The following is a 14,327-nucleotide window of genomic DNA, read 5'->3' as shown; positions in this document are numbered from 1 at the left end:
TATGCTCAATCGTAAAGGCATCATCCTTGCCGGCGGCTCCGGTACACGTCTGCATCCGGCGACATTGTCCATCTCCAAGCAGCTGTTGCCGGTTTACGACAAGCCGATGATCTACTACCCACTGAGCACCCTGATGCTGGCGGGTATCCGCGATATCCTGATCATTTCCACACCCCAGGACACCCCGCGTTTCGAACAACTGCTGGGGGATGGCGCCCGTTGGGGCCTGAACATTACCTATGCCGTGCAGCCTTCGCCTGACGGCCTGGCGCAAGCCTTCATCATCGGCGAAGACTTTATCGGCAACGACCCCAGCGCCCTGGTCCTGGGTGACAACATCTATCACGGCCACGACTTCATCAACATCCTGCAAAGCGCCATGGCGCGCCAGTCCGGGGCGAGTGTCTTTGCCTATCACGTCAATGACCCGGAGCGTTACGGCGTGGTCGAGTTCGACGGCCAGGGCAAGGCGATCAGCCTTGAAGAAAAGCCACTCAAGCCCAAGTCGAACTTTGCGGTCACCGGCTTGTATTTCTATGACCAGGACGTGGTCGAGATGGCCAAGAGCATCAAGCCATCGGCGCGTGGCGAGCTGGAAATCACCGATATCAACAGCCTTTACCTGGACCAGGGCAATCTGTCGGTCGAAATCATGGGGCGCGGTTATGCCTGGCTGGATACCGGGACTCACGACTCGCTGCTCGATGCCAGTCTGTTCATTGCCACGCTCGAACGTCGCCAGGGCCTGAAAGTCGCGTGCCCTGAAGAGATTGCCTTCCGGCAGAAATGGATCGATGCCGATCAGTTGCAAAAACTGGCGGCGCCCCTGGCAAAAAATGGTTATGGCCAGTACCTCAACCGTCTTTTGCAAGCGGGTTGATGCCTGTCACGCCTTCCAATGCATTGCCAAGGGTGTCGCGCTCTGGGTATAGTCAACACAAGCAGGTCCTCATGACCTGCTTTCTTAATCCTCGAAAAAGATCAGCCCAATGCCTGCATCCCTCATCAACGCGGTAGTCGATTCAGCGGTCAACGCTGGCGTCGTGCCGTGCGGGAACCAGCAGCCTGTGCAGATCAGTCATTACCCTCCACCTGTCAGTAGCACGTCGGTGTGCGCAGTCGTAGCGCCGCCGGGTGTTGGCATTTCGGGCTGATCAGCGTTTTCGGCTGTTTCCCTGCCTGCAAATACGCCCGCAAAAAACTACTGGATTTCAGCTTCGGCTGAGTTGGCTTCTTGCCTGACTACAGGTGGTATTCATGTTTGTCCTTTCGAAAAAATCCGCGCTCGCGGCGGCTTCCACGAGCCTGTTCGTTCTGCTGTGGAGCAGCGGGGCGATCTTCTCCAAATGGGGGTTGGCCCATGCCTCACCCTTTGCCTTTCTGTTGATTCGCTTCGTCATCGCCTTGTGCGGCCTGGTGTTGTTGATGCCGTTGCTCAAGTTGAAGTTGCCCAAGGGCGGCAAGGCGATGCGGTATGCGATGGCCACCGGTATGGTGTTGCTGGGGGCGTACCAGATTTTTTATCTGCTGGCGCTCGACCTCAAGGTCACGCCCGGTGTGATGGCGACCATCATGGGCGTGCAACCGATTCTCACCGTGGTGCTCATGGAGCGTCAGCGCTCAGCCAGCCGAATGTTCGGCCTGTCGCTGGGCTTGACCGGTTTGATCATGGTGGTCTACCAGGGCATCGGCCTGGCCGGTATGTCGCTGGCCGGGATGCTCTTTGGCTTGCTGGCGCTGGTGAGCATGACCTTCGGTTCGATCATGCAGAAACGCATCACCGACAATCCCCTCGGCACGCTGCCGGTGCAGTACCTGGCGGGGCTGTTGCTTTGCGGGATTTTCGTGCCGTTCCAGCCCTTTCATTTCGAACACGGTAGCGGTTTCATCGTGCCCGTTTTGTGGATGGGCCTGGTGGTGTCGGTGCTGGCGACCTTGTTGCTGTACCGCCTGATCGCCCGGGGCAATCTGGTGAATGTCACCAGCCTGTTCTATCTGGTACCCGCCGTGACGGCCGTGATGGATTACCTGATATTCGGCAATCGGCTGGCGACGTTGAGCATCCTCGGCATGTTGCTGATTATCGTCGGCCTGGTGTTCGTGTTCCGTAAACACGCGTAAACGCATTTCCCTGTAGGAGCTGCCGGAAGCTCGGGCCGCGTTCGGACGATCTGTTGATCTTGCTTTAAAAGATCAAAAGATCGCAGCCTCGTTGCACTCGGCAGCTCCTACAGTTTGCTCAACGCCTGCTCGGCACGCACCGAGTTCATGAACGCCTGCATCGCCGACGACTGAATGCGATGGCGACGGGTAATCAGCCCGTACGGTGGCAAGCGTGCTTCGAACTGGATCGGCAATACCGCCAGCAGGTCACGACCAGGATAATCCTCGACCACCGACACCGGCGTGACGCCGAGCATATCGGTCTGCTGAATCAATGAGAGCAAGGTCATGATCGAGGTGGTTTCGACGATGCTGCTGGGGATATCGACCCGCGCATTATGGAACACCTGATTGATGATCGCGCGCATCGGGCTGGGTTGCTGTTGCAGCACCCAGGTCATGTTCTGCAGCTCTGCCCAACCCAGTTGCTTCTCCTTCGCCAGCGGATTCTGTGCACCGGCGATCACACACAGGGCTTCTTCGCCAAGGCTGTCGAACAGCAGTTCTTCGGCCCGTGCTCCGGGCGGAATCCTGCCCAGGACAATGTCCAGTTGATCCTGCAGCAGCGCCTGCACCAGCACGTCGCTGGTATCGACCTGAATGCTCATGGACAAGCGTGGATGACTTTGCTTCAAGGTCGCGATGGTGCGGGTCAACAGCCCCGAGGCCAGCGCCGGAATCGCGCCAACGGCGACTCGGCCCAGGTTGCCTGATTGCAGGGCCACCAGTTCTTCGCGCATGCCGCTGAGCTCGGCGAAGACCATGCGCGCGTAGTAGATGACAGTTTCCCCGAATGGGGTCGAACGCATGCCACGAGGCAGGCGTTCAAAGAGTTCGACGCCGAGCAAATCCTCAGCCTCGTGCAGCATCTTGGTCGCTGCCGGTTGAGTCATGCCGATGTGGTCGGCGGCGCGGCGCAACGAGCCGAATTCCTCCAGCGCCAGCATCAGCCGCAGCTGGCGCAGACGCAGTCGACTGTGGATTACATTGGCATCGGGAATTCGGGACATGGGCCGTACTCGCAAACAAAACTGTGGCAAGCCTGACAACAAATGCCAGGCGTTGCCAGCATTGCTGTGTCACAGCACCGATTTTGCCTTGGCGACCTGGGGTTTGCGCAGGCCCATCAGGGTTTGCAGCGCCTTGGAAATCAACGGCCAGAACAGCATCAACAACGCCGCCGTGGTCAGGCTGCCCACCAATGGGTTGGACCAGAAAATTCCCAGGTGCCCGTCAGAGAACAGCATCGACTGACGGAAAGCATCTTCAGCCTTGTCGCCGAGCACGGCCGCCAATACCAGCGGCGCGATCGGGTAGCCAAGTTTCTTGAACAGATATCCCAGCGCGCCGAACCCGAGCATCAGCACCACGTCGAAGAACGAGTTGTGCACCGAATAGGCACCGATGGCGCAGACCATGATGATGATCGGCGCGATGATCGAGAACGGAATGCGCAGGATCGAGGCGAACAGCGGCACGGTGGCCAACACCACGATCAGGCTCACCACGTTGCCCAGGTACATGCTGGCGATCAGGCCCCAGACGAAGTCATGTTGCTCGACAAACAGCGTTGGCCCCGGGTGCAGGCCCCAGATCATCAAACCGCCGAGCATCACCGCCGCGGTGGCTGAACCGGGAATGCCCAGGGTCAGCATCGGCAGCAAGGCACTGGTACCGGCCGCGTGGTCGGCGGTTTCCGGGGCGATCACGCCTTCGAGTTCACCCTTGCCAAAGTTGTCGCGGTTCTTCGAAAAACGCCGCGCCAGGCTATAGCTCATGAACGATGCGGCGGTCGGCCCGCCCGGCGTAATGCCCATCCAGCAACCGACCAGGGTGCTGCGCACAATGGTCCACCAGTAGCGCGGCAGCTTGGCCCAGGTGCGCAGGATCACCATCGGGGTAATGCGCGCATGTTCGCCGCGGAACACCAGGCCTTCTTCCACTGTGCAGAGGATTTCGCCGATGCCGAACAGGCCGATCACCGCCACTTCGAAGCTGATGCCGGTCATCAGGATCGGTTGGTCAAAGGTCAACCGCAGGTTGCCGGACACAGTATCCATGCCGACCGCCGCCATGGCGAAACCGATCATCATCGCCACCACGGTTTTCAGTGGCGGGTTCTTGCTCATGCCGATGAAGGTGCAGAACGCCAACAGGTACACCGCAAAGAACTCCGGCGAACTGAACGACATGGCGAAGGCGGCGATTTTGGTCGACAGGAACGTCAGCAACAACACCCCGGCCAGCGCACCGATCAGTGCCGAGCTGAACGCGGCGGTGAGGGCTTCGGCGGCGCGGCCTTCGCGGGCCATCGGGTAGCCGTCGAACGTCGTCGCCACCGATGAGGGCTCACCGGGGATGTTGAACAGGATCGAGGTGATCGAGCCGCCAAACAGCGCGCCCCAATACATGCACGACAGCAGGATGATCGCCGACACGGGCGACATGGTGAACGTCAACGGTAACAACAGTGCCACGCCGTTGGGGGCGCCGAGGCCAGGCAACACACCGACCAGGATGCCCAGCAGCACGCCGATCACCATCAGGCCGATGTGGCCCGGGGTCAGGATCAGGTTCATGCCTTGCAACAGGGAATCGAATTCGCTCATTTGAAATTTCTCCCGGCCAGGGCAATCCAGTCGCCCAACGGGCCTGCATCCAGCGGAACCTTGAACCACAGCGCGAAAATCAGGTAGCTGGCCAGGACCGCGCCGAGGGATACCGTGGCGATCATCCATTTGCCGTAAGGCTTGGCGCGGACCCTGTCACGCCACATGAACCAGGCGATGAAGCATGCCGAGGCGACGTAGATGCCGGTCAGTGGCATGGCTGCGACGAACAGCGCAATCGGGATGAATACCGACAGCACTTGCCTGAATGCACTGCGACTGACAAATGCAATGCTCAGCGCTTGCCAGCGCACCACGGTCAACACGCCGTTGGCCACGCTTGCGGCGCTCAGCATCAGGCCGATGTAGAAGGGGAAGTAACCCGGCTCGGGGCCGGCATCACCCCAGCCGATACCTTGTTCGACGCTGCCGAACATCACCACTACGCCGATCAGCGCGGTGAAGAGTGTCAGGCCGAGTTCGACCCAACGGGTGCCGACCAGCGCGGGTGAATCCGAAGAATGGGACATGCAGACACCTCCAGCAGATGACGGCCGCCCGCAAGCGAGCGGCCGCGACAACGTCAGTTTTTCAACCAACCGGCTTCTTTGAATACCGGGGTGACGCGGGCGGTGTCTTTTTCGATGTAGGCAGTCAGCGGCTCGCCCTCGAGGAAGGTAGGCACCAGGGCGTTCTGCTTGACGTAGGCCTTGAACTCCGGCGTTTCGGTGACTTTACGCATCAGCTCGACATAGAACGCGCGTTGCTCGGCGGAAACGTCGCCGGGCATGAACACGGTGCGCGGGAAGCGGTATTGATCGATGCCCAGGCCTTGCTCGTGGCAGGTCGGCACATCGGCCCAGGACTTGTCGCCGGCGACTTTTTCAGTGTAGGCCATGCGCTCTTTACTGAAGACGCAGAGCGGTTCGACCTGGTCGCCGCGCCATTGGCTGATGCTTTCGCTGGGGTTGTTGACGTTGGCGGCGATGTGCTTGCCAGCCAGTTGGGTGGCGGCTTCGCTGCCGCTCTTGAACGGGATGTACACCAGTTTGCTGTTGGTGGTCTGGTTCAGCAGCAAGGTCAGGGTCTGGTCGACATCCTTGGACTGGCTGCCACCCATGCGCAGGTTCGATGGGTCGGCCTTGACCGCTTCATAGAAGCTTTTTGCATCCTTCCACGGCGCGCCTTTGTAGCTCCAGAGAATGAAGTCATCCTCGGCCACGGCGGCAATCGGCGTCAGCTCCTGCCATTGGTAACCGAGCTTGGACACCAGCGGCAACAAGTAGATGTTGTTGGTGCCGATCACCAGTTTCTCGGCATCACCCTTGTTCATTTTCATGTCGAGGAAGGCTTCGGCGCCATTGCCGCCGCCCTTGTTGAGGACGATGGTATTAACGTCCAGCAGTTTATGCGTGGTGATGATCGACTGGATCAGGCGACCGAGTTGATCGGTACCGCCACCGGGGCCACCGGCGACAACGATTTCGACGTTCTTGTCCGGTTGCCAGGCGTGGGCCAGGGCGGGGAGGGCACCCGCGGCGACCAACGTGCAGCCAAGAAACAGACGGGATGTGCGACGGACGAATGCATTTCGCATGATGGAAGAGCCTCGTTTTTGTAGTTGTTATGAGTGACTTGTTGGCGTTCGAAAGCTGCAAGCCTGGCCAGAGTGTGGGAAGACGCCGTCGCCGCGTCTAGTCAAAACAATACATACACCGATAGCCTGGGGTTATAGCTCCTCCAGAACAATGTATGCCTACGTTGAAAGCCCATTGAAAGCTTGGCATGCCATAACCCAAAGCTATCACCTGATTTCAAGTTTTGATTAGACGGTTATCACTGGTCCTTCGATAGTGCTCACCAACACCGCTACAAATGCGGCACGTCAAACCTGTAGGAGCCGGCTTGCTGGCGATAGCGGCGCCTCAATTGACATTGATGGCGCCTGACACTCCGCTATCGTCGGAACGCCGCCCGCAGCAAGCCGGCTCCTACAGGTCGATGTTTGCAACTTCACAAAAATAATAAATCGAGGTACGCACCATGGCTCGTCCCAGTGCTTCCCTGCATCTGCCCACGGCAGATGCGATCCCGCAGGCCGGCGCCGCGAAAGCCAGCAATGTGCGTTGGCGGATCTTCGCGATCGTCTTCGCGCTGACCATGGTCAACCTGATCGACCGGGTGTCGCTGTCCATCGCCATGCCGACCATCGCCCATGAATTTTCCCTTTCTCCGAGCATGCAGGGCTTGATCCTCAGCAGCTTCTTCTGGGCCTACGCACTGTTGCAGATTCCCGGTGGCTGGTTGATCGATCGCTTCGGGCCGCATCGGGTCATCAGTTGGTCCACCGGGTTGTGGGGCACGTTCCAGGTGCTGGCGGCGTTCGCCACTGGCGGCTTGTCGTTGCTGTTTGCCCGCGTGGCGCTGGGGGCCTCGGAAGCTCCATTGTTCCCGTCCGGCGGTAAATTGATTTCCTTGTGGCTGGCGCCCAGCGAACGCAGCCGCGGTGCGGTGTTGATGGACAGCGGCAGTCCGTTGGGCGTGGCGCTCGGCGGGTTGATCATTGCCTATCTGATTGCTTCGCTGGACTCCTGGCGCCTGGCCTTTGTGATCGCCGGTGTGGCGACCCTGGTGCTGGCGTGGCTGGCGCGGCGTTATCTGCGTGATGATCCGGCCGGTCACCCGCAGATCAATGCCCTGGAGCTTGCGAAAATCAACGCCGGACGCGCCACCCCCGCCGCCGAAGCCGCCCGTGCCCCGGTCAAGGGCCTGGGCATTGCCGGCCGTTCACTCACCGGATTGCTGATCGGTCGTGCCAGTTGGGCGATGGTGTATTTCGGCCTGTTGACCTGGGGGCCGAGTTATCTGGCGCAAGCCCGGGGATTTGATATCAAGGGCATTGGCGCGGCGACCTTCGTGATTTTCGTCTGCGGTGCATTGGGATCGTTGACCGGTGGTTTCCTCTGCGACGGCTTGATCCGCAAAGGTGTCAGCCGTGGTGTCGCGGTCAAGAGCCTGCTGGCGTTTTCCGGCCTGGTGGCCCTCGGCGCGTTCCTGCTGTTGCCGACGCTCAGCAATCCTTTTGCGGCCGTCGCGCTGTTGGCCATGACCGCGTTTTTCCTGATGTGGGGCAGCCTCTACTGGAGCTTCCCGGCATTGCTGGCAGCGCCGGCGCGGGTTGGGTTGATCGGTGGCGTGATGAACATGGCCGGCAGCACCGGCGGTATCGCGGTGCCGATCCTGGTGGGGGTGATCCTGCAAATGAGCGGTGGCTTCGCCCCCGTGCTCGGGTTCTTCGCCGCGTGCTCGGCAGTGTTTGTGCTGGCGACGTTGTTCATCAGTCTCGACGAGGTGCGTTATGGCTGAGCGTTGGAATGGACCGATCATCGATGCCCATCATCACTTCTGGGACCCAACAATCAACGACCATCCGTGGCTGGCGCCCGAAGCCAACATTGCGTTTCGCTACGGTGACTACAGCGCGATCAAGCGCCGCTATTTTCCCGAGGATTACTTCGCCGATGCCGGTGAACACCGGGTGGTGCAAACGGTGTATGTGGAAACCGAATGGAACCCCCGGGACCCGATTGGCGAAACCCGGTTCATCGAGCAACTGGCCGCCCGTTACGGCGCGCCGAATGCGATCGTCGCGCAAGCCTGGCTCGACCATCCGGACGCCATTGCGGTGCTGGCCGAGCAGGCCACCTACAAGTGCGTGCGCAGCGTGCGGCACAAACCGGGCGGGCCGACGTCACCCGAACAGTTCGGGCGGGTGCGCAGCCTGATGAGTGACGAGCATTGGCGGCGCAATTACGCCGCGTTGGAGGGACTGGGCCTGCACTTTGATTTGCAGACGCCCTGGTGGAACCTGCCCGAGGCCGAGCGGCTGGCCCGGGACTTCCCCGGCATCACCCTGATTCTCAATCACGCCGGGTTGCCCAACGATCGCAGCGCCGAAGGCTTGGCGGGATGGCGAGCAGCGATGGCGCGGTTGGCGCAGTGGCCGAACGTGCAGGTCAAGATCTCCGGCCTGGGCCAGGCGGGCCGGGCGTGGCGCACCATCGACAACGCCTGGATCGTGCGCGAAATCATCGCGATGTTCGGCACCCGACGAGCGATGTTCGCCAGCAATTTTCCGGTGGACAGCCTGTGCGGCTCGTTCGACGACATCTACAGCGGTTTCAAATCCATCGTCGCCGATCTGCCAGTGGCCGATCAGGAGCGACTGTTCTACAGCAACGCGCAGCGCATCTACCGCTGCGAACCTTGCGCCATTGACCGGGCGTGGCCTGAATCCTTGAGGAGTGAAGCATGAACAAGACAACCATCGCGATGGTCCTGGGTGACCCGGCGGGCATTGGCCCGGAGCTGATCGCACGCTTGCTCGCTGAGCCCGATGTGCGCGGCCAGGCCAACGTGATCCTGATTGCCGACGAAGCGGAAATGCGTCGCGGCATGCGCATCGCCGGCGTGGAGTTTCCCTATCGTCGGGTGGAGTCTCTGGAGCAGCTGTCTTTTGTTGATGACACGCCGTTGTTCTACGATTTTCGCGGCGACACCCTCGGTGAATTCCCGCGCAGCGAGGCCAGCGTCATTGGCGGTCGCTACAGCCTCGACACGTTGGAAAAGGCGCTGCGCCTGACCGAGGCCGGGACCACCGACGCAATATTGTTCGGGCCGTTGAACAAGACCTCGCTGCACATGGCCGGCATGGCCCACAACGATGAGCTGCACTGGTTCGCCGAGTTGCTGGATTTTCACGGGCCATTTTGCGAGTTCAACGTGCTCGACAATCTCTGGACTTCACGGGTGACCTCTCACGTCGCGTTGGCCGAGGTGCCGGGGCTGCTCAGCCAGGAGCGGGTGGTGGAAGCGATTCAGTTGATCGACACCGCCCTCAAGCGCAACGGCCTGGAAAAACCGCGCATCGGCGTCTGCGGATTGAACCCGCACAACGGTGATAACGGTTCGTTCGGCCGTGAGGAACTGGACATCATCGGCCCGGCGGTGCGCAAGGCCCAGGCGCTGGGAATCGCGGCGGAAGGACCGTACCCGGGCGACACGATTTTCCTCAAGGTCCAGGGCGACGCCAGCGCCTTTGACGCGGTCGTCACGATGTATCACGACCAGGGGCAGATCGCGATCAAGTTGATGGGCTTCTCCCGTGGCGTCACGGTTCAGGGCGGCCTGCCCATTCCCATCACCACACCGGCCCACGGCACTGCGTTCGATATCGCCGGGCAGGGCAGGGCGAATGTCGGCGCGACTCGCCAGGCGTTCGAGATTGCTTGCCGGATGGGTGGCAACAGCTACTGACACAACGCACAACCTCCTGTGGGAGCGGGCTTGCTCGCGAAAGCGGTGGGTCAGTCACTGAAGAAGTGCCTGGCCTGACGCCTTCGCGAGCAAGCCCGCTCCCACATTTTTTTGCGTGAAACCTGATAACTCGATCTACCTGATAACTGCTTTTTCCTATCACCCCAGGTTATCGCCGGATACGCATAAGTGATTATCCGCAGCCCCCGGGCGCTGGCTACAGTCGCTCCATCGAATGCCTGGCACCCGGGCAGCGACACAACAATGACAAGAAGCCGGCAGCGCAAGGAATCTGTATTCATGAAAATCAAAGCGATCCGTACCCGCGTTTTCGAGTGGAAAGGCAAAGTCGTCCCGCCTCAAGCGCACTTCTGCACCAACGCCAGCGACATCCTGTTCGAACGCGGCGACGCCATGGGCTCGTTCCGTTTCCACGGCTGGCTGGTGGTGGAAGTCGAGACCGACACCGGTCTTGTCGGCATCGGCAACTGCGCCCTGGCGCCACGGGTGGCCAAGGAAATCATCGACACCTACCTGGCACCCATCGCGGTGGGCGAAGACCCGTTCGACAACGAATACATCTGGCAGAAAATGTACCGCCAGAGCCACGCCTGGGGGCGCAAAGGCATCGGCATGGCGGCGATCTCGGCGATCGACATCGCCATCTGGGACATCATGGGCAAGGCGGTCAACAAGCCGGTGTTCAAGCTGCTCGGCGGCCGCACCAAGGAAAAGATCTGGACCTACGCCTCCAAGCTCTACGCCAACGACAACCTCGACCTGTTCCTCGAAGAAGCCCAAGGCTATCTGAACCAAGGCTTCACCGCGCTGAAAATGCGCTTCGGCTACGGCCCGAAAGATGGCCCGGCGGGCATGCGCAAGAACATCGAACAAGTGCGCGCCCTGCGTAATTTGGCCGGTCCCGATGTCGACATCATGCTCGAATGCTACATGGGCTGGACGCTGGAATATGCCCGCCGCATGTTGCCGAAACTGGCCGAGTTCGAGCCGCGCTGGCTGGAAGAACCGGTGATCGCCGATGACATCGAAGGCTACATCGAGCTGAAAAAAATGGGGATCATGCCGATCTCCGGCGGTGAGCACGAATTCACGTCCTACGGCTTCAAGGACCTGCTCGAACGTCGCGCCGTCGACGTGATCCAGTACGACACCAACCGCGTCGGCGGCATCACTGCAGCGCGCAAGATCAACGCCATGGCCGAAGCCTGGTCAGTACCGGTCATCCCGCACGCCGGGCAGATGCACAACTACCACCTGACCATGTCCACCACCGCCTCGCCGATGGCCGAGTTCTTCCCGGTGTTCGACGTCGAGGTCGGCAACGAGCTCTTCTACTACGTGTTCAAGGGCGAGCCGCAACCGGTCAACGGCTATATCCAGCTCGACGACAACAAGCCGGGTCTTGGCCTGGAAATCTCCGATGAGTACCTGAGCGACTTCAACATCATCGAGTGATCCTCACTACACATCCAAGACTTTGCGGAGGGCCGACATGCGCCTGATTCAATTCGAAAACACGGCCGGTGAACGCCAGGTCGGGCTGGTCGACGGGGCCCAGGTCCTGGTGCTCAAAGGCACACGCAACACCCGCGAACTGGCACTGGCAGCGATCCGCGCCCAGCGCAGCCTGCAAGAAGAAGTCAGCCTGCGCGGCACCGAGCCGGGCCCGGACTACGCACAGCTGTTGCGCCAGGGCCAGGTCCTGCCACCGCTGGACCACGAAGACCCGGCCCATTGCCTGATCAGCGGCACCGGCCTGACCCATCTGGGCAGCGCCTCGACGCGGGACAAGATGCACCAGCAGGAGGGCGCCGTCGAAGCCGGCATGACCGACACGATGCGCATGTTCAAATGGGGCCTGGAGGGCGGTAAGCCAGCGGCCGGACAGGTCGGTGCGCAGCCGGAATGGTTCTACAAGGGCGACGGCAGCATCGTCGTGCGTCCCGGCGCGGATTTCCCGGTGCCGCCCTTCGCCGAAGACGCCGGTGAAGAACCGGAACTGACCGGGCTCTATGTGATTGGCGACGACGGCCAGCCATATCGCGTCGGTTATGCCTTGGGCAATGAGTTCTCCGACCATGTCATGGAACGGCGTAACTACCTGTACCTCGCCCATTCGAAATTGCGCTGCTGCTCCTACGGACCCGAGTTGCGCGTCGGTGAATTGCCCAGGCACCTGGTCGGCACCAGCCGCATCAAGCGCAATGGCGAAACGATTTGGGAAAAGGAGTTTCTCAGCGGCGAAGACAACATGTGCCACAGCCTGGCCAACCTCGAGTTCCACCACTTCAAGTACGCACAGTTCTTGCGGCCCGGTGACGTTCATGTGCACTACTTTGGCACCGCCACACTGTCGTTTGCCGACGGCATCAAGACCCAGCCGGGCGATCGCTTCCAGATCAGCCTCGATGAGTTCGGTGCGCCACTGGTGAACGGCATCGGCGAAAGTGCCCAGCCGTTGCCTATCGGTCAGGTGCGCACGCTCTGACCCCCTGTAGGAGCCAGCAAGCCGGCTCCTACAGGTCTGCCATTGATCAAGGAACTCACATGACTCAATTTCTTGGCCACAACTACATCGGCGGCCGCCGCAGCGCCAACGGCACCTTGCAACTGCAAAGTCTCGATGCGAGCACCGGCGAGCCATTGTCCGGCACCTTCTTTCAGGCGTCCGAAGCCGAAGTGGATGCCGCCGCCAAAGCCGCCGCGGCGGCGTACCCGATCTACCGAAACCTGAGCGCGGAAAAACGCGCGACCTTCCTCGACGCCATCGCCGATGAAATCGATGCGCTGGGCGAGGATTTCGTTGCCACCGTTTGCCGCGAAACCGCGTTGCCGGCCGGGCGTATCCAGGGCGAACGCGGTCGCACCAGCGGCCAGTTGCGCTTGTTCGCCAAGGTGTTGCGTCGCGGTGATTTCTACGGCGCACGCATCGATCGGGCGCTGCCGGAGCGCCAGCCATTGCCGCGCCCGGATCTGCGTCAGTACCGCATCGCCCTGGGGCCGGTGGCCGTGTTCGGCGCGAGTAACTTTCCGTTGGCATTCTCCACGGCCGGTGGCGATACCGCCTCGGCCCTGGCCGCCGGTTGCCCGGTGGTGTTCAAGGCCCACAGCGGGCACATGGCAACCGCCGAATGGGTGGCGGACGCGATCATCCGCGCCGCCGAGCGCACGCAAATGCCGGCCGGGGTTTTCAACATGATTTATGGCGGTGGTGTCGGTGAGTGGCTGGTCAAGCATCCGGCGATCCAGGCCGTCGGTTTCACCGGTTCGCTCAAAGGTGGCAATGCCTTGAGCCACATGGCCGCGACCCGACCACAGCCGATTCCGGTGTTCGCCGAGATGTCGAGCATCAACCCGGTGTTCCTGCTGCCCGAGGCGCTGGCAGTGCGCGGCGAGCAGATCGCGGCGCAACTTGCAGGCTCTGTAACCCTGGGCTGTGGTCAGTTCTGTACCAATCCGGGCCTGGTCATCGGCCTGCGTTCGCCACAGTTCACCAGCTTTCTCGAAACCTTTTGCGCGAGCATGAACCAGCAACCTGCGCAAACCATGCTCAATGCCGCAGGGCTGGACAGCTACAGCCGAGGTTTGGGTGAGCTGCACGAACATCCGGGGCTGACTCATCTGGCGGGCAAGCCGCAACAGGGCAAGCAGGCGCAGCCGCAAGTGTTCAAGGCCGATGTCAGCCTGTTGCTCAAGGGCGATGAGTTGCTTCAGGAGGAAGTGTTCGGGCCGGCCACCATCGTCATCGAAGTCGAAGACCGCGCGCAGTTGGCGGCGGCGCTACAGGGCCTGCGCGGGCAGTTGACGGCGACCTTGATCGGCGAGCCTGGCGAGTTGCTGGCGTATCGCTGGCTGGCGGAGATGTTGCAGGAAAAGGTCGGGCGGATTCTGCTCAATGGCTATCCGACCGGCGTCGAGGTGTGCGAAGCGATGGTACATGGCGGGCCGTATCCGGCGACGTCCGATTCGCGTGGGACCTCGGTCGGCAGCCTGGCCATCGACCGCTTCCTGCGCCCGGTGTGCTTCCAGAATTACCCGGACGCGTTGCTGCCCGAGGCGTTGCAGAACGCTAATCCGCTGGGGATTCGGCGGTTGGTGGATGGGGAGGTGAGTCAGTCGGCCTTGTAGTGTCTGGGCAATCGCCTTCGCGAGCAGGCTCGCTCCCACAGTTGATCCTCGTCGTGACGCAGATCGAATGTGGGAGCGGGCTTGCTCGCG

The 14,327-nt window shown here is 61.2% G+C and carries 12 protein-coding genes; 8 read left to right on the top strand and 4 right to left on the bottom strand.

What is annotated here, in order from left to right:
- Nucleotide 1 precedes the first annotated feature (1 nt).
- Nucleotides 2-880, top strand: coding sequence for a glucose-1-phosphate thymidylyltransferase RfbA (rfbA, locus tag CGA21_RS11035; RefSeq protein WP_110752569.1), 879 nt, complete (start codon nucleotides 2-4; stop codon nucleotides 878-880).
- 377 nt (nucleotides 881-1,257) lie between these two features.
- Nucleotides 1,258-2,121 (top strand): DMT family transporter, encoded by an 864-nt coding sequence (locus tag CGA21_RS11030; RefSeq protein ID WP_110752571.1) that lies wholly within the window; start codon nucleotides 1,258-1,260, stop codon nucleotides 2,119-2,121.
- A 107-nt stretch (nucleotides 2,122-2,228) separates the two neighbouring features.
- On the opposite strand, the gene CGA21_RS11025 is transcribed toward CGA21_RS11030, so the two are convergent.
- The 4 genes from CGA21_RS11025 to CGA21_RS11010 all read right to left on the bottom strand — a co-directional run bounded on the left by CGA21_RS11025 (nucleotide 2,229) and on the right by CGA21_RS11010 (nucleotide 6,369).
- A complete protein-coding gene (locus tag CGA21_RS11025; protein WP_110752573.1) occupies nucleotides 2,229-3,173 on the bottom strand; it encodes a LysR family transcriptional regulator in 945 nt (314 codons plus the stop codon).
- Nucleotides 3,174-3,242: 69 nt separating this feature from the next.
- The gene (locus CGA21_RS11020) at nucleotides 3,243-4,772 is read right to left on the bottom strand and encodes a tripartite tricarboxylate transporter permease (RefSeq protein WP_020797845.1); all 1,530 of its coding nucleotides are present in this window, start codon (nucleotides 4,770-4,772) and stop codon (nucleotides 3,243-3,245) included.
- Nucleotides 4,769-5,302, bottom strand: coding sequence for a tripartite tricarboxylate transporter TctB family protein (locus CGA21_RS11015; protein ID WP_020797846.1), 534 nt, complete (start codon nucleotides 5,300-5,302; stop codon nucleotides 4,769-4,771). Before CGA21_RS11015 ends, CGA21_RS11020 begins: the two co-directional genes overlap by 4 nt.
- 53 nt (nucleotides 5,303-5,355) lie before the next feature.
- Nucleotides 5,356-6,369, bottom strand: coding sequence for a Bug family tripartite tricarboxylate transporter substrate binding protein (locus CGA21_RS11010; protein ID WP_110752575.1), 1,014 nt, complete (start codon nucleotides 6,367-6,369; stop codon nucleotides 5,356-5,358).
- A 446-nt stretch (nucleotides 6,370-6,815) separates the two neighbouring features.
- Between CGA21_RS11010 and CGA21_RS11005 the strand changes: the two genes are divergently transcribed.
- From CGA21_RS11005 to CGA21_RS10980, 6 genes are all read left to right on the top strand, one after another.
- Nucleotides 6,816-8,138: an MFS transporter gene (locus CGA21_RS11005; protein ID WP_188264202.1), complete on the top strand. Its 1,323-nt coding sequence runs from the start codon at nucleotides 6,816-6,818 to the stop codon at nucleotides 8,136-8,138.
- Nucleotides 8,131-9,087, top strand: a complete 957-nt coding sequence (locus CGA21_RS11000; protein WP_188264201.1) for an amidohydrolase family protein — start codon at nucleotides 8,131-8,133, stop codon at nucleotides 9,085-9,087. The genes CGA21_RS11005 and CGA21_RS11000 overlap by 8 nt, the downstream gene beginning before the upstream one ends.
- Complete coding sequence (locus CGA21_RS10995; protein WP_188264200.1) at nucleotides 9,084-10,088, top strand: 4-hydroxythreonine-4-phosphate dehydrogenase PdxA; 1,005 nt, start codon at nucleotides 9,084-9,086, stop codon at nucleotides 10,086-10,088. The genes CGA21_RS11000 and CGA21_RS10995 overlap by 4 nt, the downstream gene beginning before the upstream one ends.
- Before the next feature lie 300 nt (nucleotides 10,089-10,388).
- On the top strand, nucleotides 10,389-11,564 hold the full coding sequence (locus CGA21_RS10990) for an L-rhamnonate dehydratase (protein ID WP_188264199.1): 1,176 nt from the start codon (nucleotides 10,389-10,391) through the stop codon (nucleotides 11,562-11,564).
- Nucleotides 11,565-11,601: 37 nt separating this feature from the next.
- Nucleotides 11,602-12,597, top strand: a complete 996-nt coding sequence (gene araD1, locus CGA21_RS10985) for an AraD1 family protein (protein ID WP_110752584.1) — start codon at nucleotides 11,602-11,604, stop codon at nucleotides 12,595-12,597.
- A 59-nt stretch (nucleotides 12,598-12,656) separates the two neighbouring features.
- Nucleotides 12,657-14,237, top strand: coding sequence for an aldehyde dehydrogenase (NADP(+)) (locus CGA21_RS10980; protein ID WP_110752586.1), 1,581 nt, complete (start codon nucleotides 12,657-12,659; stop codon nucleotides 14,235-14,237).
- Nucleotides 14,238-14,327 lie beyond the last annotated feature (90 nt).

Origin of the sequence: Pseudomonas sp. PSB11, from assembly GCF_014596605.1 — a bacterium.
Classification (GTDB): Bacteria; Pseudomonadota; Gammaproteobacteria; order Pseudomonadales; family Pseudomonadaceae; genus Aquipseudomonas; species Aquipseudomonas umsongensis.
This window is presented reverse-complemented; position numbering and strand designations above follow the sequence as displayed.

Coding starts and splice junctions, on each gene's coding strand:
- CGA21_RS11005 (WP_188264202.1), top strand. CDS start 6,816: ATGGCTCGTCCCAGTGCTTCCCTGCATCTGCCCACGGCAGATGCGATC.
- CGA21_RS11030 (WP_110752571.1), top strand. CDS start 1,258: ATGTTTGTCCTTTCGAAAAAATCCGCGCTCGCGGCGGCTTCCACGAGC.
- CGA21_RS10990 (WP_188264199.1), top strand. CDS start 10,389: ATGAAAATCAAAGCGATCCGTACCCGCGTTTTCGAGTGGAAAGGCAAA.
- CGA21_RS11010 (WP_110752575.1), bottom strand. CDS start 6,369: ATGCGAAATGCATTCGTCCGTCGCACATCCCGTCTGTTTCTTGGCTGC.
- CGA21_RS10980 (WP_110752586.1), top strand. CDS start 12,657: ATGACTCAATTTCTTGGCCACAACTACATCGGCGGCCGCCGCAGCGCC.
- CGA21_RS10995 (WP_188264200.1), top strand. CDS start 9,084: ATGAACAAGACAACCATCGCGATGGTCCTGGGTGACCCGGCGGGCATT.
- CGA21_RS11000 (WP_188264201.1), top strand. CDS start 8,131: ATGGCTGAGCGTTGGAATGGACCGATCATCGATGCCCATCATCACTTC.
- araD1 (WP_110752584.1), top strand. CDS start 11,602: ATGCGCCTGATTCAATTCGAAAACACGGCCGGTGAACGCCAGGTCGGG.
- CGA21_RS11025 (WP_110752573.1), bottom strand. CDS start 3,173: ATGTCCCGAATTCCCGATGCCAATGTAATCCACAGTCGACTGCGTCTG.
- CGA21_RS11015 (WP_020797846.1), bottom strand. CDS start 5,302: ATGTCCCATTCTTCGGATTCACCCGCGCTGGTCGGCACCCGTTGGGTC.
- CGA21_RS11020 (WP_020797845.1), bottom strand. CDS start 4,772: ATGAGCGAATTCGATTCCCTGTTGCAAGGCATGAACCTGATCCTGACC.
- rfbA (WP_110752569.1), top strand. CDS start 2: ATGCTCAATCGTAAAGGCATCATCCTTGCCGGCGGCTCCGGTACACGT.